Raw genomic sequence first — 21,193 nt, forward strand, 5'->3', positions numbered from 1 at the left:
AAGGGGATCATCATGTTCGTGCTCGCTGCCCTGGTCTGCCTGGCCGTCACCACCGCCATCGCCGGCCTGTACCTGCTGCTCGTGCCGAGCCGCCTCGACCGGCGCCTGGACGCGATCGGCAATCCGGCCGCCGCAACCGACTGGAGCGCCACCGTGGCGCAAGCGGTCGGCCCGTTCGCGCGCGTGCTGGCGCCTGCCGGCGACTGGGAAAGTTCGCCCCTGCGCCTGCGCTTCATCAATGCCGGCATCCGGCGCAGCGACGCGCGCCTGATCTATTTCGGCCTCAAGACGGTGCTGCCGCTGGTGTTCGCGGGCGCTACCTGGCTGCTGCTGCGCGCCTTCACCGGCATGGACGAAATGACGGTGCTGATGAACCTGGGGATCGCGGCGCTGGCCGGCTGCTACCTGCCGAACGTGGCGCTGTGGCTGCGCCTGCGCGAACGCAAGCGCGAGATTTTCGAGCACTTCCCCGATGCCGCCGACCTGATGCTGGTGTGCGTGGAAGCGGGCCTGGGCCTGGACGCCGCACTGACCCGGGTGGCCGATGAAATGGGCATGAGCAGCCGCGCGCTGGCCGAGGAACTGCACCTGACCAACCTGGAGATGCGGGCCGGCGCCAGCCGCGCCCAGTCGCTGCGCAACCTGGCGCTAAGGACCGGCATCGAGGAAGTCGGCACCTTCGCCACGATGCTGGCGCAGTCGGATAAATTTGGCACCAGCATCGGCGAATCGCTGCGGGTGTTTTCGGAAGACTTGCGCCACAAGCGCCAGGTGCGGGCCGAAGAGCACGCGGCCAAGGTGCCGACCAAGATGCTCATTCCGCTGGCCCTGTTCATCTTCCCGGCGATCATCATGGTGGTGCTGGGGCCGGCGATGATCATCATCGTGCGCACCATCATGCCGGTGCTCAGTGCCCATTGAGGCGCTCGTGGCGCTGGCCGCTCTGGCCGGGCTGGGACTGGGGCTGGACCAGGCCGTGGCGGATCGCGTACACGTACATGCCGAGCCGGTTGGGGACGTCGAGCTTGCGGTAGATTGAGCTCAGATGGTTGCGCAGGGTGTGCTCGGAAATGAACAGGCGCTGCGCCACCTCGTGGTTGGCGCTGCCGCTGTGTTCGACGGCGGCGCTGACGATGGCGCGTTCGCGCGCGGTCAGGGCGGCGTGCTTTTCCTCGGGCGGGTCGGCTCGCAACGCGCGGCGCCAGCCCAGCATCTGGCCGAACACGCGGTCCATGGTGTCGGCGTCGAACCAGAGTTCGCCGCGGTGGATCTTGGCGATGGCCTTGATGACTTGTTCGGCCGTCACTTCCTTGTGCAGGATGCCGCGCGCGCCGCGCCGCACCGCCAGGTCGAGCAGGTCGGGATCGTGGGCGGCTGTCAGCACCAGCGCGCGCGAGACGCCATTGGCCAGCAGTTCGGGCAGGAACTCGATGGTGGACACGCCGCCCAGGTCGAGGTCGAGCAGGATCACGTCCGGCGCCAGTTGCGCGGCGCCGGACAGCGCCTCGGCGCAGGTACGCGCCGTGCCCACCACCGTCATGCGCGGGCGTTCGGCGTCGACCAGGGTTTGCAGCCCCCACAGCATGGTCTGGTGGTCTTCCACCAGCATGACCTTGACCGGGCCGGAGTCGTCCTGTGCTTCACTTTTCATAATGGAATCTCCACGGTGACAATGGTGTCGTTGGCGCCGCCCTGGCGCACGGAGGCGGCGCCGCCCAGGGCGCTGGCGCGCTCGCTGAGCGAACGCGGCTGGAAGGCCGGCGGCGCATTGCCGCCGTGCGGGTTGACGATGTCGATGTGCAGCATGGCGCCGCTGCAGCGCAGCGCCACCGTGGCCGCCGTGGCGTCGGTGTGGCGGCAAACGTTGCTGATGCCTTCGCGCACGATCTGCAGCACTTCCGCGCCGAGCCGGTCGCCGAGCGTGACGTTGGCGCCGACATCGATGCCGATCTCGACGCCGTACGCCGCCAGCGCCCGGGCCGCCTGGCGGCGCAGCGCGGCCAGGAACATGGCGTCGTCGGCGGGAGCCGCGCCGCAGGCACGCTGGGCCTCGTCGCGCAGCTGCGCGATGACCTCGGCCGCCATCGTCACCAGCTTGTCGAGGCCGGGGGCGAGCGGATTGCTGGGCTCGGCCTTGCGGCACAGGGCGACCAGGCCCAGCTGCAAGCCGATGTAGGACTGGATGGCCGTGTCGTGCAGGTCGAGCGCGATCTTCTTGCGCTCCAGGCCGGCCGCGTCGGAAGCGATGCGGTCCAGCAGATCGATGCGGTCGATGGCGCGCAAGCCCTGTTCGGCGATGCGCGCCAGGAACAGTGCATCGCCGCGGCCCAGGTGGCGCAGGCGCGTGGCCACGTAGATGCGGCCCTTTCCGCGTCCAAAGCTCACGGGGGCGCTGATGAACGAGGTGGCGCCCAGCAGGTCGGCCACTTCCTCCAGGCGGGCAGGGTCGTGCGGCGCCCAGGCGGGGGGCTCGCCGCCATGACCGAGCGCGCAGCCGCCGAAGGCGCGCCAGCAGCGCCACGCACGCGTGAACAGCAGCACCTGCGTATGTGGCTCGGGCAGCATGACGCGCGCCAGGGCCGGGTCGATCGGGTCGGCCGGTGCGACCGCCGGGCCGCGGCCACGCACGGTGCGCAGCGCGTGGCCGCCGCTGTCGTGGTCGCCCAGCAGCAGCAGGCAGCTGTCGGCCATGAAAAACGCCCTTACCCGCTCCAGCGCGGCGGTCATGCTGCGGTCGATGCCGAAGCGCGGATTGGCCACCTGGCTCAGTTCGCGCAGCAGTGCCTGGCGGCGCGCCGCCAGGATGTGCATTTCGCCCAGCTGGGCGATCACGCGGCCGAAAGCGAGCAGCACGGCCGCGCGCAGCAGCAGGCGCGCCGGCGCCACGTCGGGCAGCGTGATGATGGCCGCCACGTAGTACAGAAGGACGGTGGCGATGGTGACGCGCACGCCTTCGGCCAGACCGTAGCGCAGCGAGGCGACCACGATCGCGAACAGCAGGAAGACCAGCGGAAAAATCTCGGCCGGGCCGACCGCCGCCACCACCGCCGCCGACACGGCCACGTCGAGCCGGTGGCGCAGCTTGCCGCGGGTCCAGCGCGGCTGGCATTGGGGAAACAGATAGACAGCCGCGCACAGCGTGGCATAAACGGACAGGACCAGCAGCGCGGTGAGGTTGGCGCGGTCCGGGCCGGGGTGGTCGAGAACGGCGACCAGGACCGCCGACACCGTCAGCACCAGCCTGATGCGCGCGACCAGCTGGCTATAGGCCACGTCCCACTGCGCCACCGTACCGGCTGCATCCTTGTCGAGGGGGGAGTCCGCAATGACCATCGTTGTCGTTCCGTTCGCAGTCAAGCCATGCCGCCTGCCGCCGGCGCCGTGGTGCCGGGCCGGGATGCTGTTGCCAATCGATTATTGATTGTAGGTTGTTACTTTCGGGCGCCCATGACGCGTGTCACAGCATCGGGCCATGGGCCTTGGCGCTCGGGTGCGGAAAACCATTGCGGCATGAAAAAACCCCGCCATCACAAGGATGCACGGGGCTTTTGTTTTTCACCGGAATGCGCCGACAGGCGGCGACATCCGGCAATCGGCTTAGACGTTGAACAGGAAGTTCAGCACATCGCCATCCTTGACCACGTATTCCTTGCCTTCGGCGCGCATCTTGCCCACTTCCTTGGCGCCGGCCTCGCCCTTGTACGCGACAAAATCATCGTAGGCAATAGTTTGCGCGCGGATAAAGCCGCGTTCGAAGTCGGTGTGGATCACGCCGGCCGCTTGCGGCGCGGTATCGCCCACGTGGATGGTCCAGGCGCGCACTTCCTTCACGCCCGCGGTGAAGTAAGTTTGCAGGCCAAGCAGCTTGTAGGCGGCGCGGATCAGGCGGTCGAGACCTGGCTCTTCCATGCCCATGTCGGCCAGGAACGCACCCTTGTCGGCATCGTCGAGGTCGGCGATTTCGGACTCGATGGCGGCGCAGATGGCGACGATCGGGGCATTCTGACCCTTGGCGTAGGCGGTCAACTGGTCCAGCAGCGGGTTGTTGGTGAAGCCCGTGTCGGACACGTTAGCCACGTACATGGCTGGCTTGGCGGTGATCAGGCACAGCGGCTTGATCAGCAGCATTTCTTCCGCATCCAGGCCCATCGCGCGCACCGGCTTGGCGTCGTTCAGGAACGGCATCATGCGTTCCATCAGCGCGACCAGCTTGGCGGCATCCTTGTCGCCGGAACGGGCTTTCTTGTTCTCGCGGTGGATGGCTTTTTCGACGGTGCCCATGTCGGCCAGCGCCAGCTCGGTCTGGATGACTTCGATGTCGTCCAGCGGGCTGATCTTGCCGGCCACGTGGATCACGTTGTCGTCCTCGAAGCAGCGCACCACGTTGACGATGGCGTCGGTTTCGCGGATATGCGACAGGAACTGGTTGCCCAGGCCCTCGCCCTTCGACGCGCCAGCGACCAGGCCGGCGATGTCGACGAATTCGACGATGGCGTTGACCATGCGTTCCGGCTTGACGATGTCAGCCAGCGCAGCCATGCGCGGGTCCGGCACTTCGACCACGCCGACGTTCGGCTCGATCGTGCAGAACGGATAGTTTTCGGCCGGAATGCCGGCCTTGGTCAGCGCGTTGAAGAGGGTGGACTTGCCGACGTTAGGCAGGCCGACGATGCCGCATTGGAGACTCATGGGAAGACTTTCTAGTTCGATGGACGAGGGGCGCTCAAACAGGCAAGCCCCAAAACCCCATATTGTAACCTTGGACGGGGCCGGGGGCCGCAAAAACCCGGTTTGGGCGTGCCATGCCCGAGCGCGGCGGCAGTCAGGACGGCAATCGCGGCGCCCGGCCGTCGGACCGGGTCAAGCACGCCCTCCTGGGTTTTCGGCCTAAGCACGCCCAGTGCGGCGTCCTGGCGCTTCGGCAATCGCGTTAATGCCTTGTTCGTCGATGACTTTCAACAACCGTTGTGCCATTGGGCTTGGAATATTGTACGCCGACTCCCATTTGACCACGGTCGACTTCGTTATCCCCATATAGCGCGCCAGAACTTCCTGACTGAGGTTCTCCTGTGTGCGGATGCGCAGCACGTCGCGCGCAGTGAAATTCGGCGGGGTAAAGCAACTCTCGTCAAATTCGCGCATCGTCTTTTTGTCGATAATGCCGACTGAATGGAGCGCGGCCGCAGCGCTGTGGATCGCCTCGAACGCGTCGCTACGGTGGGGCCGCGCCCGCGCGGTGGAAGCACTCTTCATGGCAGCGCCCGTTTTATGGGCCTTCACCGCCTGGCCCGCAGGGGCGGCTACTGCCATCGCCGCCAAGGCGTCGGCTTTCTGCATTCTTTCGGGTCGCGCGGATTTTGCCGCTGGCTTGTTTGCGGCCTTGGCGGGCTTTGCAGTCGCCGGTTTAGCATTCCTCATGGCATATCTCCACAAAATCGCTTGATTTCAACAATGCCGTGATGGCTGCCGGCGTCAGTAGTGCATAGCTGCTCGCCAACTTCTTGAAATACGTCTCCTCGGCCGCATCTGCCCGCGTCGACGCTCGGCGGCTTCAGCGAAAGTTTATCCCAGCAGGGAAAACGACGCCCGCCGCCGACCTTTCCAAGGCGGAGACGGCGATGCTCATCGCAGGATCAAGCTGCCCTTCAGAATGCCTGGATGCGCGACAGGTCGGGTTGATCGACGAACGCGGCGAACTCGTCGCGCAGGCGCTGTCCCTGCCCGATCGCCTGCTGCCAGTTGCGGATGCGCGCGTCGTGGTCGAGCCCATAGAAAGTGAAATCCTTGCGGTCGGGCAACTTGCTGCGCGGCAGGGTGCTGAGGAAATGCGGGGTCGGCGCGACCAGCAGCACATTGTCGAGCCAGCCGCGCTGGGCGCCGCGCGCCATGCGCCGCCACGGCATCGCCTTGTCCAGCCAACCGGGCACGATGTGCTCGCTGAAGTGCGGATACAGCACGATCTCGCCCGGCGCCAGGTTCGAGTAGGGCAGCGCCAGGTGATAGTCGATCAGGCCGCCATCCCAGTAGGCGCCGGGCGGGGCGCCGGCAATCGTGCGCACCGGCGGCATCAGCATGGGCAGGGTGCCCGAGGCCAGCAGGGCGTCGGCCAGGTTGCTGCTGTCGAGGGTGGCGAAATGGGTGGTGAAGCTGTCGAAGCCGGCCGGCATCCAGCTTGGTGCGCCGCGCGCATCGCCGACGACGACCCGTTCGGCCACCCGGCCCAGGCTGGCGCGCGAGGCCAGGTTGAGCAGTGCGGCGGCGGCAAAGCCGGTCGCTTCGGCGCGCCGGTGGGCTGGTTCCGCCAGCGCGCGCCGTCCACGCGCCGCGATGACGTGCAGGCGGTGGTGAGGGTGAGCGGTCACTTGCGCCTCGTGCCCGCCGACCAGTTCGTGCAGGAGATTGCGGCAGACGGCGTGGATTTCCTGCGGCGAGGGTTTGGCGGTGTAGCGCTGGCCGCAGTACAGCTCGCCCAAGCGGGCCAGCGCGGCGACCGGATCGGCCTGGCAAGCGGCCGCCATGCGCCAGGCGCCGATCGAAGCGCCGATCAGGGCGCGCTCGCGCGGTGATTGCGGAAACCAGTCGCCGAACAGCCATTGGTCGAGCGACTGGAAGATCAGGCCCTTGGGGCCGCCGGCGGCGGCGGGAACGACGGCGATGTCGCGCGCGCGCAGGCCGTGCTGGCGGATGTGGGCCAGCGCGTGCGGGCCGGCGTGGAAGGAAAGTGCGTGCATGCCATGATTATGGCGACAAGTCGTCTGTTGCGGCAAGTCGCATGCTCGCAGGAGCGCATGGCGGTGAACCAACCCGCGCGCACATCAGGGAAAGAACCGGGGATCGTATATCCAGCGCTTGAGCGTTGTTGCACTGATACCGGCGGCATCCGGGTGTACGGGATTGATTATCACGTTGAACTCGTCCGGAACAATCACCGATGGCACCTGAAGCAGTGCCGACGCCGCGGAAGCAACCCAGCGCTCCCCGGCCGCCGTGCTGCCACGTCCGGCCGGTACCGCATCCCAGCCTCCCGGCAAGGGATCGAGCACCGCGCGGCGATCCCATACGTGATCGGGAATATCGACACGCACCAGGTAGCGGTTGAACGGCAAGCCGCCACTGCGGAGGTAATGCACTGTTTCGAGCGTGGCCAGCGCAATGTTGGTGGCGCAGTAAACGACAGGCGTGCCCTTGCTATTCCAGCGCCCTCCCATCATCCTGGCGCCGGTTCCGCTGAGATCGTTCGCTGAATAGCTTGCTGCCTCGACTGCGATCCGCCATAGCGACACCGTCATGCGTATGCGCCACTCTGCATCATGGACAACAGCCCGGCGACCAGTTTTTGACCTTCAAACGTGTCCATGTAACTGGCGGGAGTTGCACCGCCCAGCGCCGGTAGCGGCTGGACTAACCAGGTAGCGAGCCAGCGCGCCGCATCAAAGCCCTCCGGGTTACCTGACTCTTCCACCATACTCTGCACCATGCCAATGAGGGTCTCGACACCCAGTACACGTTCGGACTCATCGCTTGACAGCAATGCCCCGTCCCTTTCCTTGCGCTTGATGGCCGCGCGGGAAAGCCGGAGGCTATGAATGAGTTGTTCCTTGCTCATTCCCATGCGTGAGGATAATTGGCTGACGCGAGCAGCCGGAATGCCATCGCGGATGAGGTCGATTCGCTGTTGCGGGTCGCTTCGATACGACTGCGTTACAGCAATATCGGCCCGCTCAGCTGCATCGGCAACCGGCTTCGGCTGTGCTGTGGGGACCAAAGCCGTTGGCTTTGCGGATGGCGCCTTCATATCGGACATGGTTGCCTCCTTTAAGTCGTCAGTATAGGTTGAACGAAGCAGGCAACAAGCGCGAAAGACGCTGGCCACGCACCCGGCACTTCCCAATGCGGGCTGCCGCGGGCCAGCTTAATGCCCGCCACCGGAGCGCGATTGCGACAAGTCAAATCCGGAAGCATGAGCCTGCGTAACATGGGCCGCTGATGCCTCATCCGGAGCCCTTCATGCCCACTTGCCTCGCCGCAGTATTGAGCGCCCTCCTCCTTATTGTCAACGCCAAAGCCGCCGCCACTGCCGATACCGCCCCCGATACCGGAACCGATCCCTCGATGGTGGTCGACAAATACATCCAGCACTTCGTGGTCGACACCGACGGCAGCTACCGCCTCACGGTCGACAACGTCAAAACCATCGTCCTGGCGCGCGCGGTGCAGGCGCACAGCCAGTACTACATCAGCTATAACACCAGCCTCGACGAAGTCGGCGAGGTCGAAGCCTACACCATCAAGCCGGACGGCCGGCGCGTCGCGGTACCGCCGGAACAGGTCAAGGACCAGCAGGAGCCGGCCTCGGGCGACGCGCCCATGTTCCAGGATACGCGCCTGAAAATCGTGGTGTTTTCCGACGTCGCGGTGGGCGACAAGGTGGCGGTGCGCTACGTCCTCAAGCGCAAGACCGCCTTGTTCCCCGGGCATTTCGAGGACTTGTCCTCGTCCCAGTTTTACGCCAGCAAGCAGTTTCACCTGATCTACGACATGCCTTCCTCGATGCTGCTGTATGCGGATGCGGCCGGCTTCGTGCCGGTGCCGGCAAGCAGCGCACCCGGACGCCAGTTGTATCAGTGGCAATACGTCAGCGGGCCGAACCGGCGCATCGAGGCGGAGTCGGTCAGCTATCTCGATTACGGCAAGCGGCTGGCGGTGTCCACCTTCCCCAACTACGCCGCCTTTGCACGCGCTTACCATACGCGCGCGCAGGAGCAAGCCGCCGTTACCCCGGCCATCGCCGCGCTGGCGCGCGAACTGACGGCCGGTCTCGACACCCCGCGCGCGAAAGCGCTGGCCCTGTCCGAATGGGTGCGCCGCCATATCCGCTACGTGGCCGTCTACACCGGCGCCGGCGGCGTGGTGCCGCATGCGGCCGCCACGGTGCTGAACAACCGTTACGGCGACTGCAAGGACCATGCAATCCTGCTCGAAGCGCTGCTGGCCGCAAGCGGCATCGACAGCAGCGCCGCCCTGATCAACAGCGGCAATGCCTACCGCCTGCCGGATGCGCCCACCCTGGGCATCTTCAACCACGTGATCACCTACATTCCCGCGCTCGAGCTGTACCTCGATTCCACCTCGGATGCGGTTTCCGCCGGCTATCTGCCGCCGGCCGCGCTCGGTAAACCAGTGTTGCTGGCCAAGACAGGCAAGCTGGCGCAGACGCCGTCCATGCAGCCGGAGACAAACCGCACGCTGGCACGCTTCGAGGTCGGCAAGAACGGCCGCGGCAGTTTCAAGGTGGTGCGCACGGCCGGCGGCGCAATCGCCGAGCCTTACCGCCAGGCGGTGCGCGACACGGCGCCGGCCGAACGCGCCCTGTTCGTCGAGCGCACGCTGCTCGCCTTGGGCCAGCACGGCGATGGTGCATTCGATGCCGGCCTGCTCGACGGCGCCGGCGACGAGTACCGCATGGGCTTTAGCGGCGTGAGCGACAATTTCGCCGACCTGCCGGGCCCGGCCGGGGTGGCGACCAGCTTCAATTTCTGGGGCGGACTGGGCGAGTCGGTCGCCAGCATGGCGCAGGAAAAAACCCGCACGCAAGACTTTATCTGTCCCGGGATCGATGCCGCCGACGACACGGCAATCGCGTTCGCGCCCGGCATCCGCATCATGGCGCTGCCGAAAGCGCTGTCTCTGAACGATGCCGGCCTGTCGTACCAGGCCAGTTACACGCGCCAGGCCAACACGGTGCTGGTCCGGCGCAACGTGCGCTTCCGCCATGCCGGCATGATCTGCACGCCGGCCGACTACGTGCGCCTGCGTCCGCTGCTCGAACGCATGATGCGCGACCTCAAGAGCCAGATCATCGTCAAGGGCGGCTGAAACGCCACTTCAGGCGGTGTGCAGCTGCATCGTCGCGATATCGAACTTGCCTTCGACCGCCAGCGGCAGGATGCGCAAGCTCTTGTCGATGGCTTCCTCGATCAGGATCTGTTCTTCCTTGCGCGGCCGGTGCAGCACGAAGTCGGCCACCGGCTGCTGCGAGCCGAGCGTGCGCGGATGGCCGATGCCGAGCCGCAAGCGCCAGTAATCCTGGGTGCCGAGCGCCGCCGTGATGTCTTTCAGGCCGTTGTGCCCGCCGCTGGAACCGCCCTTCTTCATCTTGACCGCGCCGGGCGCCAGGTCGAGCTCGTCGTGCACGACCAGCACGTCGTCTGGATTGATCTTGTAAAAGCGCGCCAGAGCACCCACCGATTGTCCGGAACGGTTCATATAGGTTTGCGGTTCGAGCAAAAACACTTCGTGGCCGGCCACCGAGGTTTTCGCCACGAAGGCGTTAAAGCGCGTCTCGCGCTGCAGGCGGCAACCGGGCAGGCTGTTGGCGAGGTTGTCGACCAGCCAGAAACCGGCATTGTGGCGGGTCTGTTCGTACTCGGGGCCGGGGTTGCCGAGGCCGACGATCAGGCGAATGGGCATGGTGTTCTAAATTATCAAAATGGAGTGCAAGGATAACAGACGATAAAAAACCCGCTGGGCGCAAGGCCAAGCGGGTTTTTCTCCAACACGCCGCCGCAGCGGCGCGCGAATGATTACTTCTTTTTGCCTTTGGCAGCTGGAGCAGCAGGTGCGGCTTCAGCGGTAGCAGCAGCGTCAGCCGCCACGTGGCCAGCTGGAACTGCAGCGGTAGCAACGGTTGGGTTCTTGCCGTGGGTGATCGCGGTCACGCCTTTTGGCAGGACCAGGTCAGCAACGTGGATCGAGTGACCAACATCGATGGTGGTCAGGTCGACGGTGATGAACTCTGGCAGATCGGTTGCCAGGCAGGACACTTCCAACTCTTGCAGCACGTGCGAGACGATAGCGCCGTGCAGTTTGACTGCTGGCGATACGTCGGCGTTCACGAAGTGCAGGGCGATTTTCTTGTGCAGCTTGCTGTTGGCATCGACGCGCTGGAAGTCAGCGTGCAGGACCAATTGCTTAAATGCGTGCATCTGGAAGTCGCGCAGCAGCACTGGCTGGGTTTTGCCGTCGATTTCCATTTCCAGGACCGAACCGTGGAACGCTTCTTTTTTCAGTGCGTGGTACAGAGCGTTGCCGTCCAGTTGGATCATGACCGGGGCTTCAGCGCCACCGTAGACGATACCTGGGGTTTGACCAGCGATACGCAGGCGGCGGCTCGCTCCGGACCCCTGCAGATTGCGATTGAATGCGATAACTTTCATGTGAAACTCCAAAAAGTGCGGGGCTTGATCGCCCTGCGGTGTGAGCGCCCCCGCGACCAGGGGCACTCGAAAACGGCCACGCTAGCGTGTCCGGAAAAATTGGTACTGAAATAAACTTCAGGGTGGCAGGGCCAGGAACGCTCGGTTCCCGCCTTGCCACCCTGCGAATCGGGTATGTCTGGCGACTGTATTTAGTCGATAAACAGCGACATCACCGAGTCGCCCTTGCTGATGCGCTTGAACGTTTCAGCGAGCAGCGGTGCGCAGGTCAGCTGGCGGATCTTGTCGCAAGCCAGGCCGGCGGCCGACAGGGGAATCGTGTCGGTGACAACCAGTTCATCGAGCGGCGAGGCCGAAATGCGGTCGATCGCGGGACCCGACAGCACCGGGTGCGTGCAATACGCCACCACTTTCTTGGCGCCGCGCTCTTTCAACACTTCGGCGGCCTTGGTCAGGGTGCCGGCGGTGTCGACCATGTCATCCATGATGACGCAGTTACGGCCTTCAACTTCACCGATGATGTTCATCACTTCCGACACGTTCGCCTTCGGGCGGCGCTTGTCGATGATGGCCAGGTCGCAGCCGAGGCGTTTTGCCAGGGCGCGTGCGCGCACCACGCCGCCGACGTCCGGCGAAACGACCAGCAGGTCGTCGTAATTGCGTTTTTGCAGGTCGCCCAGCAGAATCGGGGATGCGTAAATATTGTCAACCGGGATATCGAAGAAGCCCTGGATCTGGTCGGCGTGCAGATCCATGATCAGGACGCGCTCGACACCGGCTTTTTCCAGCATGTTGGCCACGACCTTGGCCGAGATGGCCACGCGCGCCGAACGCGGACGGCGGTCCTGGCGGGCATAACCAAAGTAAGGGATCGCTGCGGTGATGCGGCCGGCGGACGCGCGCTTCAAGGCGTCGACCATCAGGATGATTTCCATCAGGCTGTCGTTGGTCGGTGCGCAGGTCGATTGCAGGACAAAAACGTCTTTACCGCGGACATTCTCGTTAATTTCGACCATGACTTCGCCATCCGAGAACTTGGAGACGACAGCTTTGCCGAGAGGGATGCCCAGATTCTTTGCGACTCCTTCTGCCAGCGCAGGGTTAGCGTTGCCGGTAAAAACCATCAGGTTTTCGTAAGCCATGGGAGTCCCAAGAGGTAAGCGTTGATTTCTTTGAATGTCGCCGGACAGAACCGGCCGGCTGACGCTAAGCTAACAAGTGACTCGCGAGAGCGAGGCCACCGAGTCCGCCTGCTGGACGCTGACTTCGCATCGACAGACCAGGCAAAACGAATGGCAGGGGAACAAGGATTCGAACCTTGGTATGCTGGAATCAAAATCCAGTGCCTTAACCAGCTTGGCGATTCCCCTACGCAACTGACTGCTTGTCGTCACACTTGACATTTTATCGTCAAACACAACGCCAGGCCAAATTCTATTCTATAACCGCACTAACTTGCAACACCGTGTTGAGAGGATGATGCATCAGCGCTTTTGCTTTCCATGCGGTCCAGATGCCGGGCACTTGTTGAAGTACCGTGTCAGCGTCCATTTCGCTGGAAAACGCGCAAAACACACACGCTCCAGAGCCAGTCATCCTGGCATCACCGTGAGCCGAGAGCCAGTCGATCGCCTGTGCTACCGGCGGGAACAGACTCACTGCCACTGCTTGCAAATCATTTCTTCCGAACCCCGTCGAATCTGTTCGATTCATGGTGTGCCTGGAAAAGTCCGCTATTCTGACGGGTTTCGTGTCCCTTGTCAAATGCTCTGAGCAAAATATCGCTGCGGTGGGTACCGCGACCCCTGGTTCGATGACCACATACCAGCAATCGGGGGCCTGCACCGGCTGCAGCGCCTCGCCCACGCCTTCGGCAAAGGCGGTCTGGCCGAAGATGAAAAACGGAATGTCGGCGCCCAGCGGCAGGGCCAGCGCCATCAGTTCCTCGCGCGACAAGCCGGCCTCCCACAGGGCGTTGGCCACCATCAGCGCGGTGGCCGCGTCCGAGGAGCCGCCACCGAGCCCGCCACCCATCGGCAGGCGCTTGTCGATGGCCACGTCGATGCCGGGCGGCAGGTGGCCGTGGCGGCGCGCGTAGGCCGCTTGCAGCAGCAGCAGCGCGCGCACGATCAGGTCGCCCTGCTCCGGCACGCCCGGCACGTCCGTGGTGCGCACGATGCGCTCGTCGGCGCGCAGGTCGAAGTGCAGCACGTCGCCATGGTCGACCATCTGGAACACGGTTTGCAGCAGGTGGTAGCCGTCGGCGCGGCGCCCGTTCACGTGCAGGAAAAGATTAAGCTTGGCCGGGGCCGGGCAGTCATGCAGGCGGGTAGCGCGCATATCAGCCTTGCGGGTCGATCACGATGCGGATTTCCATCGCTTCCACGGTGGCGCTGGCAACCCTGGCGACGTCGATACGCTTGGGCACCGGCTTGGCCGCGTCCGGGTCTTGCCAGCTCACGAAGGTCAGGCGCCAGCCATCGGCGGTGGTGACCGTGTTGGCGGCCGGCGAGGCGGTAAAGCGCTGGCCGTCGGCGCCGGTGGCGTAGCCCTGCAGCCAGTCGCGCAAGCCCGACACGGGCAGCGACCAGCCGAGCGTTTGCGCGGTCAGGGTGTCGATGTCGCGCGCCACGCGCGGGGCGCGGTCGCCCTGGGTCAGGGTGGCCGAATCGGGCGTGACGCTGATGGTGGCGATGGTCTGGCCCAGCGGCGAAGCGAGGCTGACGTTGACCGCGGCGGGAGTCTGGTTCCAGGCGAACTTGCCCGTCAGGGTCTCGGTCTGGCCGTCTTTTTGGTAGTTCACGGTCAGGCGGCCATTCAGCTCGATGGCTTCGCGGTAGGCGGCCACGCTGGCCCTGGACAGGTTGGTGGGCGCGGTGACGCAGGCCGACAGCAGCGCGGCGCACGCCAGGGCAAGGAAGCGGGTTTTAGATCTGAGCATCATGGCAATCCGGCAGCGTAAGGGAGATGCGCGGCATTATGACCCATCACAGCTTGAGCTGCAGGCGCGCGAGCGTGCTCTTGAGCGTGTCGTTCTTGGGGTCCTTGGCACGCGCTTCGCGCCACAGCTGCTGGGCGTCGGATTTCTGGCCCTTGTGCCACAGCACTTCGCCCAGGTGCACGGCGATTTCGACATCGTTGCGCAAGGCGTAGGCGCGGCGCAGGTGCGCCTCGGCTTCGTTCAGGTTGCCCAGGCGGTACTGGACCCAGCCCATGCTGTCCATGATGAAGGGGTCGGACGGGGCCATTTTCAGGGCCTTGTCGATCAGCGCCAGCGCTTCGTCCAGGCGCACATTGCGCTCGGCCAGCGAGTAGCCCAGCGCATTGTAGGCGTGGTGGTTGTCGGGCGCCTGCGCGATCACCATGCGCAGGTTTTTTTCCATCACGTCGACGCGGCCGAGTTTTTCGGCCAGCAGCGCGAAGTCGTACAGCAAATCGGGGTTGGAGGGAAAGCGCGCCGCGCCCCGCTCCATCACCGCGTAAGCCTCTTCGATCTTGCCGGCGTCGCGCAGCACCTGGCTTTGCACCAGCACCACTTGCACCTGCTGGGCAGGCTCCTCGGCCTTGAGGGCGTCGAGGAAGGCGCGTGCGCCGTCCAGGTCGCCCTGCTTGCCCATCAGCTGGGCGCTGCGCAACTGCGCCGAGAACCAGGCCGGCGCGTCTTCCGGCTCGATTTTTTCCAGCCATGCGCGGGCGGCGCCAAGGTCGCCGCGCTCTTCGGCCAGCTGCGAGAGCATGATCAGCACCTTGGCGGGATCGCGCTCGTCGCCCGGGTTCTTGTCGAGCGCCGTGATGAAGCCGGCCAGGTAGGTTTCGGCCGCGGCCGGGTCGGACAGCTGCATCGACAGGATGCCGAGGGCGTACAGGGTGCCCGGATTGTCCGGCTGCTCCTTGAGCAGGGCAAGAAACTCCTTGCGCGCCGGCTCGTACTGCTTTTGCGTGACGAGGATGCGGGCCAGGGCCGCGCGCACTTCGCGCGCACCGGGATTGGCGGCGAGGAATTTGGCAAGCAAGGAACCGACGTCGCCCTGCTCGCCGCTGACCTGGGCCAGGGTCAGCACGGCGATTTCGGAATCGGGCTTGATGCGCAGCGCTTCCTGCGCATGGGCCAGCGCTTCGTCATTGGCGCCGCGCGCGTAGGCCGACTGCGCCAGCACCACGCGCGCCTCGCTCATCGCGATGTACGGCGCGAGCAGGCGCTCGAGCAGCGCGCCGGCGGCGGCCTTGTCCTTGGCGCGGGTGAGCAGTTGCTGGATCTGGTACATGGCCATGCCACGGTTGGCGGGCGCCGCATCGCGCAGGCGCGCCGCGAACAGCTCGCCCGCCTCGCCCAGGTCGTCGGCCATGACGGAAGCGGCGATGTAGTACTGGCCGGCTTCGTCGGATTCGGGCGCCAGTTCGCGCCACAGGCGGATCGCGGCCAGCGCTTCGCTGCCCTTCCGGGCCGCCTGCGCCATTTCGGCGGCGCGCTGGGCCAGGCGCGGGTCGCGCGTCTGCTGGGCCAGGGCCATCAGGGTCATGTACGGGCCCTGCCAGGTGCCGCCGCGAAATTCCAGCTCGGCCTTCATCAGCTTGTAGAGCATTTCCTTGCTCAGTGCCACGTGCGGCAGCTTCAGGTCCGCAGATGGCTCGTCCGGCGCGGACGCGCGTTCGCCTTCGGCCAGGACCTCGGCGGCCGGCGGCAGGGGTTCGGCCGTGGCGGCGGGCGCGGGGGCGTCCGCCTGGGCATCGGCCGCGGCGCCCGCCAGGGCGGGAGCGTGAGGCGTTGGCGCCACGGCGCACGCCGAGAGCAGTCCGGACAGGGTTACAATGACGAAAGCGTTTTTCAAGGTGGTTCCAGAATGACAGCGATTATTTCCGATTCTACGCCCAACGCCAGCTTCGCGTACGGGGCCGCACCGTCACAAACATAAATTTGCCTATCCGACATGCCTGAACTGCCCGAAGTCGAAGTCACCCGCCGCGGCGTCGCACCCCATATCGATGGCCGCATCGTCGATAGCGTCTTGACGCGCAGGGAGGGACTGCGCTGGCCGTTTCCGCCGGGTTTGTCCGATTTGCTGGCCGGACAGCGCATCCTGCACACGGGACGGCGCGGCAAATACTTGCTCATCGCCTTCGATCATGGCACCCTGATCATCCATCTGGGCATGTCCGGCCACCTGCGCGTGCTGCCGCCGGATACCGCAGTGAAGAAACACGACCATTTCGACCTCGTGGTCGAGGGCGACGCGGGGCGCCAGGTGCTGCGCATGAACGACCCGCGCCGCTTCGGCGCCGTGCTGTGGCACCCCGGCGATGATGGCGAACTCGACCAGCACATCCTGCTGCGCGGCCTCGGCGTCGAGCCGCTGGAAGCCGGTTTTTCGGGCGAATTGCTGTACCGCGAAACGCGCAGGCGCTCGGCGCCGATCAAGCAGGTGCTGCTGGCCGGCGACATCGTGGTGGGCGTGGGCAATATCTACGCGTGCGAGAGCCTGTTTCGGGCAGGAATCAGTCCGAAAACGCCGGCCGCGCGCATCGGCCGGGAACGCTACAACAGGCTGGCCGAGGCGATCCGCCTTATCCTTTCTGAGGCTATTGTGCAAGGAGGCAGCACTTTGCGTGACTTTATTGCTGTAAATGGGCAATCGGGCTATTTCCAACAGACATATTTCGTCTATGATCGTGCTGGAGTGCCTTGCCGCAACTGTGGGGCAGAGATTCGTCAGATCAAGCAGGGACAGCGGTCGACTTTTTATTGTGTACATTGTCAAAAATGACAATCGAGCAGGATTCGCAAGAACCTGTACGCGAGGGCAACGTGAGCATAATGGTGCAAGATTTTGAGCAGTACAGCGCATGGCGTCAGGACGTGGCCATGGCGCTGGAGAAGTATCAGATGTGGGTCAACGCGGCCGAGCTGGCCGACGCGGCAACGGAGCAGCGCATTGCGCGCGCGCTGGCGCGCCTGGCCGATGACCGGCTGTCGGTGGCGTTCGTGGCGGAATTTTCGCGCGGAAAATCCGAACTGATCAACGCGATTTTCTTTGCCGATTACGGCCAGCGCATCTTGCCGTCCGCGGCCGGCCGCACCACCATGTGCCCGACCGAGCTGATGTACGACCCGGCCTTCCCGCCGTGCATCCGCCTGCTGCCGATCGAAACGCGCGCCAGCAACCTGTCGACCAGCGACTACCGCGACGACCCCGCCGCCTGGACCGTGCTGCCGCTCGCGCTCGACGCCGGCGAGGAAATGCACGAGACCTTCAAGCAGGTCAGCATGACCAAGCATGTCAAGGTCGAGGAAGCGAAGCGCTACGGCCTGTTCGACGAGACCGACCCGGACGTCGCCGCCACCCTGGACGATAACGGCGAGATCGAAATTTCGCTGTGGCGCCACGCCATCATCAACTTCCCTCACCCGCTGCTCAAGCAAGGCCTGGTCATTCTCGACACGCCTGGCCTGAACGCGATCGGCACCGAGCCGGAACTGACCCTGAACCTGATTCCGAACGCGCACGCGGTGCTGTTCATCCTGGCCGCCGAAACGGGCGTGACCAAGAGCGACATCGAAGTGTGGCGCACGCACATCGGCGCCGGCGCCGGGCGCATCGTGGTCATGAACAAGATCGACGCGATGTGGGATGAACTCAAGACCGAGGCGGAAAACGACGCCGAGATCGAACGCCAGCAAACCACCGTGGCCCACATGCTGGCGCTCGAACCACGCCAGGTGTTCCCGGTGTCGGCGCAAAAGGCGCTGGTCGGCAAGATCAACGGCGACATGGCGCTGCTCGAGAAAAGCCGCCTGGGCGCGCTCGAAGCGGCCCTGTTCAACGAACTCATTCCGGCCAAGCAGGACATCATCCGCAAGCAGCTCTCGGACGACCTGAACGCCGTGGTCAGCATCCAGCAGGCGACCATCGGCGCGCGCATCCGCGACATCGTCGAACAGCTGCAGGAACTGAAAAGCCTGCGCGGAAAAAACCAGGGCGTGATCGCGCACATGATGCGCCGCGTCGAAGTCGAGAAGAAGGAATTCGACGGCAGCCTGTTCAAGCTGCAGGGCACGCGCGCCGTGTTCGCGCGCCTGTCGACGGAGCTGTACACCACGCTCGGCATGGACATCGTGCACAAGGAAATCGCCGCCGTGCGCGAAGCGATGGCGGCATCGCGCTTCGTCACCACCGGCATTCGCGGCCCGGTCAAGCACTTTTTCGACCAGGCGCGCGCCAATCTCGAGGTCTCGAACGGCAAGATCGCCGAGATCAGCGAGATGATGGAAATGATGTACCGCAAATTCGCCGCCGAACATGGCCTGAGCCTCGCGGTGCCGATGACGCTCTCGCTCGACAAATACCGCAAGGAAGTCGACGCCATCGAAGAGGTCTACGTCAAGCAGTTCGGCACCACGACCTTGCTCATCACCAGCCGCGATGCCGTGATCGAGCGCTTTTTCGACTCGATCGCCTCGCGCGTGCGGCGCAGCTACCGCGCGGCCAACGCCGACGTCGAGGCGTGGCTGAAGGTGATCATGTCGCCGCTCGAAGCCCAGATCCGCCAGCACAAGGACCAGCTCAAGCACCGCCTGGCGTCGATCCAGCGCATCCACGATGCGACCGACAGCCTGGAAACCAAGATCGAATCGTTCGAGGCGAGCCAGTTCGCGCTGGAGAAGGTCAAGGGGCGTCTGAACGATTTGGCGGGCAATGTGGACGCGGCCATGCAGCGCACCACCGCGGCGGCATTCGAAGCGGCTGCGTGAAAAGACTGACCGAGTTCGGGCAGCTGGAAGACCCTTCGTTTTCCGCTGCCGTCATCAACTGGCAGAAGTCGCACGGGCGCCACGCCCTGCCCTGGCAGAACACGCGCGACGCTTACCGCATCTGGCTCTCCGAGATCATGCTGCAGCAAACGCAGGTGGCCGCGGTACTGGCCTACTACGCGCGCTTCCTGGAGCGCTTCCCTACCCTGCACGACCTGGCAAGGGCGCCATCGGAAGATGTGATGGCGCAGTGGAGCGGCCTTGGCTACTACACGCGCGCGCGCAACCTGCACGCCTGCGCCAGGCGCGTGGTCGACGAATACGGCGGCGTGTTCCCGAGCGATCCGGCCCTGCTGGCCGATTTGCCCGGCATCGGACGTTCCACCGCGGCGGCCATTTCGGCTTTTTCGAGCGGCACGCGCGCCGCCATCCTGGACGGCAACGTCAAGCGCGTGTTCGCACGCGTGTTCGGCATCGATGAGTTTCCCGGCGTGAAAGCGGTCGAAGATGGCTTATGGCGGCGCGCGGAAGCGCTGCTGCCGCTTGAGGGCATCGAATCCTATACGCAGGGCTTGATGGACCTGGGCGCGACGCTGTGCACGCGCAGCAAGCCCGATTGCCCGCGCTGCCCGCTGCAGGACCGCTGCGTGGCCCACGCCACGGGACGCACCGCCGAACTGCCGGTGCGCAAACCGAAAAAGACCATCCCCGAGAAGCAGGCTGCCGTGCTGGTGGTGATCGAGGGCGGCCAGGTGCTGCTCGAACAGCGCGCGCAGAGCGGCATCTGGGGCGGGCTGATGTCGCTGCCGGAAGCCGACGGCCATGCCGTGCGCGGCGCGCTCGCCATCGACGCGGTGGCGCCGCTGGCGGGTGCCTTCGGTGAGGTGGAAGAGGTATCGGCGCTGCTGCCGCTGGTGCACGTGTTCACGCACTACCGGCTGCACATCGCACCGTTCCAGGTATCGCTGTCGCGGCGCGCGCCACTGGCGGCGCCGTATCTGTGGTGGGACCTGGCGCGCATCGACAGCGCACCGCTGCCGGCGCCGGTCAAGAAGCTGCTGCTGGACCTCTGCGCGCCTTCCCTGTTCCAATCCAATTAAAGATCGTCGAGCGAGAAGATGCGCCGGTGTTCGCGGATCGCGTAGCGGTCCGTCATGCCGGCGATGTAGTCGGCGATCTTGCGCGCCTGACGCGTGACGTCACCGCCGAGCTGGTAATCGGGCGGCAGCAGCACCGGTTCGGCCATGAAGGCGTCGAACAGCTCGCGCACGATGCGGCTCGCTTTCACGCGCATCCGGTTCACCTTGAAGTGGCGATACAGGTTGGCGCGCAAGAAGCGCTTCAGTTCCGTCGCATCCTTGCGCATCGGGTCGGAAAAGCGGATCAGCGGCCCGCTGGTGCGTACCGCGTCCACGTCGGCCGGCGCCGCTTCGGCCAGCAGCACGCCGGACGTTTCGATCAGGTCGTCGGCCAGCACCGTGATCAGGCGGCGCAAGGTTTCATAAATGGCGCGCCGGCCCGACAGGCCCGGATACGCCTTCTGCACATCGTGCCAGCGGCGCGCGAAGAAATCGACTTCCTCCAGCTGCGCAATGGTGATCAGGCCGGAACGCAGGCCGTCGTCGATATCGTGGCTGTTATACGCAATTTCGTCGGCCAGGTTGGTCAGCTGCGCTTCCAGCGAGGGCTCGGTGCGGTCGATGAAGCGCTGCGCCACGGGACCGAGCAGCCTGGCGTTGGCCAGCGAGCAGTGCTTGAGGATGCCCTCGCGCGTGTCGAACATCAGGTTCAGGCCATCGAAGGCGCCGTAGTGCTCTTCGAGTTCGTCGACCACGCGCAGGCTTTGCAGATTGTGCTCGAAGCCGCCGTGGTCCTGCATGCATTCGTTGAGCACATCCTGGCCCACGTGGCCGAACGGCGTGTGGCCCAGGTCGTGCGCCAGCGCGAGCGCTTCGACCAGGTCTTCGTTCAGGCGCAGGTTGCGCGCCATCGAGCGCCCGACCTGGGCCACTTCGAGACTGTGGGTGAGGCGCGTGCGGAACATGTCGCCCTCGTGATTGAGGAAGACCTGGGTCTTGTATTCGAGGCGGCGGAAGGCCGAGCAGTGGATGATGCGGTCGCGGTCGCGCTGGAACTGGCTGCGCGACGCGTGCGACGTTTCGGCATGGCGCCGGCCGCGCGCCGTCTCCGAGTGCACGGCGTACGGGGCGAGGTGGGCTTCGGGATGCAT

The 21,193-nt window shown here is 65.1% G+C and carries 19 protein-coding genes and 1 tRNA gene; 5 read left to right on the forward strand and 15 right to left on the reverse strand.

Features of this window, described 5'->3' with window-relative positions:
- The first annotated feature begins 12 nt into the window (after window positions 1-12).
- The gene (locus RBA41_RS15085) at window positions 13-921 is read left to right on the forward strand and encodes a type II secretion system F family protein (protein WP_306624873.1); all 909 of its coding nucleotides are present in this window, start codon (window positions 13-15) and stop codon (window positions 919-921) included.
- Here RBA41_RS15085 and RBA41_RS15090 read toward each other — a convergent pair.
- The 7 genes from RBA41_RS15090 to RBA41_RS15120 form a co-directional block, all read right to left on the reverse strand.
- Window positions 908-1,651 (reverse strand): response regulator, encoded by a 744-nt coding sequence (locus RBA41_RS15090; protein WP_306624875.1) that lies wholly within the window; start codon window positions 1,649-1,651, stop codon window positions 908-910. The two genes, RBA41_RS15085 and RBA41_RS15090, sit on opposite strands and share 14 nt — an antisense overlap.
- Window positions 1,648-3,333, reverse strand: a complete 1,686-nt coding sequence (locus tag RBA41_RS15095; protein WP_306624877.1) for a sensor histidine kinase — start codon at window positions 3,331-3,333, stop codon at window positions 1,648-1,650. The genes RBA41_RS15090 and RBA41_RS15095 overlap by 4 nt, the downstream gene beginning before the upstream one ends.
- A 264-nt stretch (window positions 3,334-3,597) precedes the next feature.
- On the reverse strand, window positions 3,598-4,689 hold the full coding sequence (gene ychF, locus RBA41_RS15100; RefSeq protein WP_099873880.1) for a redox-regulated ATPase YchF: 1,092 nt from the start codon (window positions 4,687-4,689) through the stop codon (window positions 3,598-3,600).
- A 198-nt stretch (window positions 4,690-4,887) separates the two neighbouring features.
- Window positions 4,888-5,418 carry a helix-turn-helix domain-containing protein gene (locus RBA41_RS15105; protein ID WP_306624878.1) on the reverse strand — a complete coding sequence of 177 codons (531 nt, stop codon included), beginning with the start codon at window positions 5,416-5,418 and terminating at the stop codon, window positions 4,888-4,890.
- A 227-nt stretch (window positions 5,419-5,645) separates the two neighbouring features.
- Window positions 5,646-6,731 carry a patatin-like phospholipase family protein gene (locus RBA41_RS15110; RefSeq protein WP_306624880.1) on the reverse strand — a complete coding sequence of 362 codons (1,086 nt, stop codon included), beginning with the start codon at window positions 6,729-6,731 and terminating at the stop codon, window positions 5,646-5,648.
- Window positions 6,732-6,815: 84 nt separating this feature from the next.
- A complete protein-coding gene (locus RBA41_RS15115) occupies window positions 6,816-7,289 on the reverse strand; it encodes an RES family NAD+ phosphorylase (protein WP_306624882.1) in 474 nt (157 codons plus the stop codon).
- Window positions 7,286-7,804 carry an Xre family toxin-antitoxin system antitoxin gene (locus RBA41_RS15120; protein ID WP_306624884.1) on the reverse strand — a complete coding sequence of 173 codons (519 nt, stop codon included), beginning with the start codon at window positions 7,802-7,804 and terminating at the stop codon, window positions 7,286-7,288. The genes RBA41_RS15115 and RBA41_RS15120 overlap by 4 nt, the downstream gene beginning before the upstream one ends.
- 203 nt (window positions 7,805-8,007) lie before the next feature.
- Here RBA41_RS15120 and RBA41_RS15125 point away from each other — a divergent pair, with 203 nt between their 5' ends.
- On the forward strand, window positions 8,008-9,876 hold the full coding sequence (locus RBA41_RS15125; RefSeq protein WP_306624885.1) for a DUF3857 domain-containing transglutaminase family protein: 1,869 nt from the start codon (window positions 8,008-8,010) through the stop codon (window positions 9,874-9,876).
- A 9-nt stretch (window positions 9,877-9,885) separates the two neighbouring features.
- Here RBA41_RS15125 and pth read toward each other — a convergent pair whose 3' ends face one another.
- From pth to RBA41_RS15160, 7 genes are all read right to left on the reverse strand, one after another.
- Window positions 9,886-10,470 carry an aminoacyl-tRNA hydrolase gene (gene pth, locus RBA41_RS15130; protein WP_099873876.1) on the reverse strand — a complete coding sequence of 195 codons (585 nt, stop codon included), beginning with the start codon at window positions 10,468-10,470 and terminating at the stop codon, window positions 9,886-9,888.
- 113 nt (window positions 10,471-10,583) lie between these two features.
- A complete protein-coding gene (locus tag RBA41_RS15135; protein ID WP_306624887.1) occupies window positions 10,584-11,216 on the reverse strand; it encodes a 50S ribosomal protein L25/general stress protein Ctc in 633 nt (210 codons plus the stop codon).
- Window positions 11,217-11,407: 191 nt separating this feature from the next.
- A complete protein-coding gene (locus RBA41_RS15140; RefSeq protein ID WP_054265879.1) occupies window positions 11,408-12,358 on the reverse strand; it encodes a ribose-phosphate pyrophosphokinase in 951 nt (316 codons plus the stop codon).
- Between the two features lie 151 nt (window positions 12,359-12,509).
- Window positions 12,510-12,586, reverse strand: a tRNA-Gln gene (locus RBA41_RS15145).
- A 64-nt stretch (window positions 12,587-12,650) separates the two neighbouring features.
- Window positions 12,651-13,556 carry a 4-(cytidine 5'-diphospho)-2-C-methyl-D-erythritol kinase gene (gene ispE / locus RBA41_RS15150; protein ID WP_306624888.1) on the reverse strand — a complete coding sequence of 302 codons (906 nt, stop codon included), beginning with the start codon at window positions 13,554-13,556 and terminating at the stop codon, window positions 12,651-12,653.
- 1 nt (window position 13,557) lies between these two features.
- Window positions 13,558-14,160: an outer membrane lipoprotein LolB gene (locus RBA41_RS15155; RefSeq protein WP_306624890.1), complete on the reverse strand. Its 603-nt coding sequence runs from the start codon at window positions 14,158-14,160 to the stop codon at window positions 13,558-13,560.
- Between the two features lie 43 nt (window positions 14,161-14,203).
- Complete coding sequence (locus RBA41_RS15160) at window positions 14,204-16,045, reverse strand: tetratricopeptide repeat protein (RefSeq protein WP_306624892.1); 1,842 nt, start codon at window positions 16,043-16,045, stop codon at window positions 14,204-14,206.
- A gap of 99 nt (window positions 16,046-16,144) precedes the next feature.
- On the opposite strand from RBA41_RS15160, the gene mutM reads away from it, so the two are divergent.
- Genes mutM through mutY form a run of 3 tightly spaced genes read left to right on the forward strand, consistent with a single transcriptional unit; the run spans window position 16,145 to window position 20,063 of the window.
- Window positions 16,145-16,978: a bifunctional DNA-formamidopyrimidine glycosylase/DNA-(apurinic or apyrimidinic site) lyase gene (gene mutM / locus RBA41_RS15165; RefSeq protein ID WP_306624894.1), complete on the forward strand. Its 834-nt coding sequence runs from the start codon at window positions 16,145-16,147 to the stop codon at window positions 16,976-16,978.
- 50 nt (window positions 16,979-17,028) lie between these two features.
- Window positions 17,029-18,963, forward strand: a complete 1,935-nt coding sequence (locus RBA41_RS15170; protein ID WP_306624896.1) for a dynamin family protein — start codon at window positions 17,029-17,031, stop codon at window positions 18,961-18,963.
- Window positions 18,960-20,063, forward strand: coding sequence for an A/G-specific adenine glycosylase (gene mutY, locus RBA41_RS15175; protein WP_306624898.1), 1,104 nt, complete (start codon window positions 18,960-18,962; stop codon window positions 20,061-20,063). The genes RBA41_RS15170 and mutY overlap by 4 nt, the downstream gene beginning before the upstream one ends.
- Here the strand turns inward: mutY and RBA41_RS15180 are convergent.
- Complete coding sequence (locus RBA41_RS15180) at window positions 20,060-21,193, reverse strand: deoxyguanosinetriphosphate triphosphohydrolase (RefSeq protein ID WP_306624899.1); 1,134 nt, start codon at window positions 21,191-21,193, stop codon at window positions 20,060-20,062. The genes mutY and RBA41_RS15180 overlap by 4 nt on opposite strands.

Source organism: Massilia scottii (assembly GCF_030846495.1).
In the GTDB taxonomy this organism is placed as follows: domain Bacteria; phylum Pseudomonadota; class Gammaproteobacteria; order Burkholderiales; family Burkholderiaceae_D; genus Telluria_A; species Telluria_A violaceinigra.

Coding starts and splice junctions, on each gene's coding strand:
- RBA41_RS15170 (WP_306624896.1), top strand. CDS start 17,029: ATGGTGCAAGATTTTGAGCAGTACAGCGCATGGCGTCAGGACGTGGCC.
- RBA41_RS15140 (WP_054265879.1), bottom strand. CDS start 12,358: ATGGCTTACGAAAACCTGATGGTTTTTACCGGCAACGCTAACCCTGCG.
- RBA41_RS15120 (WP_306624884.1), bottom strand. CDS start 7,804: ATGTCCGATATGAAGGCGCCATCCGCAAAGCCAACGGCTTTGGTCCCC.
- RBA41_RS15115 (WP_306624882.1), bottom strand. CDS start 7,289: ATGACGGTGTCGCTATGGCGGATCGCAGTCGAGGCAGCAAGCTATTCA.
- RBA41_RS15180 (WP_306624899.1), bottom strand. CDS start 21,193: ATGCATCCCGAAGCCCACCTCGCCCCGTACGCCGTGCACTCGGAGACG.
- RBA41_RS15110 (WP_306624880.1), bottom strand. CDS start 6,731: ATGCACGCACTTTCCTTCCACGCCGGCCCGCACGCGCTGGCCCACATC.
- RBA41_RS15125 (WP_306624885.1), top strand. CDS start 8,008: ATGCCCACTTGCCTCGCCGCAGTATTGAGCGCCCTCCTCCTTATTGTC.
- pth (WP_099873876.1), bottom strand. CDS start 10,470: ATGCCCATTCGCCTGATCGTCGGCCTCGGCAACCCCGGCCCCGAGTAC.
- mutM (WP_306624894.1), top strand. CDS start 16,145: ATGCCTGAACTGCCCGAAGTCGAAGTCACCCGCCGCGGCGTCGCACCC.
- ispE (WP_306624888.1), bottom strand. CDS start 13,556: ATGCGCGCTACCCGCCTGCATGACTGCCCGGCCCCGGCCAAGCTTAAT.
- ychF (WP_099873880.1), bottom strand. CDS start 4,689: ATGAGTCTCCAATGCGGCATCGTCGGCCTGCCTAACGTCGGCAAGTCC.
- RBA41_RS15085 (WP_306624873.1), top strand. CDS start 13: ATGTTCGTGCTCGCTGCCCTGGTCTGCCTGGCCGTCACCACCGCCATC.
- RBA41_RS15135 (WP_306624887.1), bottom strand. CDS start 11,216: ATGAAAGTTATCGCATTCAATCGCAATCTGCAGGGGTCCGGAGCGAGC.
- RBA41_RS15095 (WP_306624877.1), bottom strand. CDS start 3,333: ATGGTCATTGCGGACTCCCCCCTCGACAAGGATGCAGCCGGTACGGTG.
- RBA41_RS15105 (WP_306624878.1), bottom strand. CDS start 5,418: ATGAGGAATGCTAAACCGGCGACTGCAAAGCCCGCCAAGGCCGCAAAC.
- RBA41_RS15090 (WP_306624875.1), bottom strand. CDS start 1,651: ATGAAAAGTGAAGCACAGGACGACTCCGGCCCGGTCAAGGTCATGCTG.
- RBA41_RS15155 (WP_306624890.1), bottom strand. CDS start 14,160: ATGATGCTCAGATCTAAAACCCGCTTCCTTGCCCTGGCGTGCGCCGCG.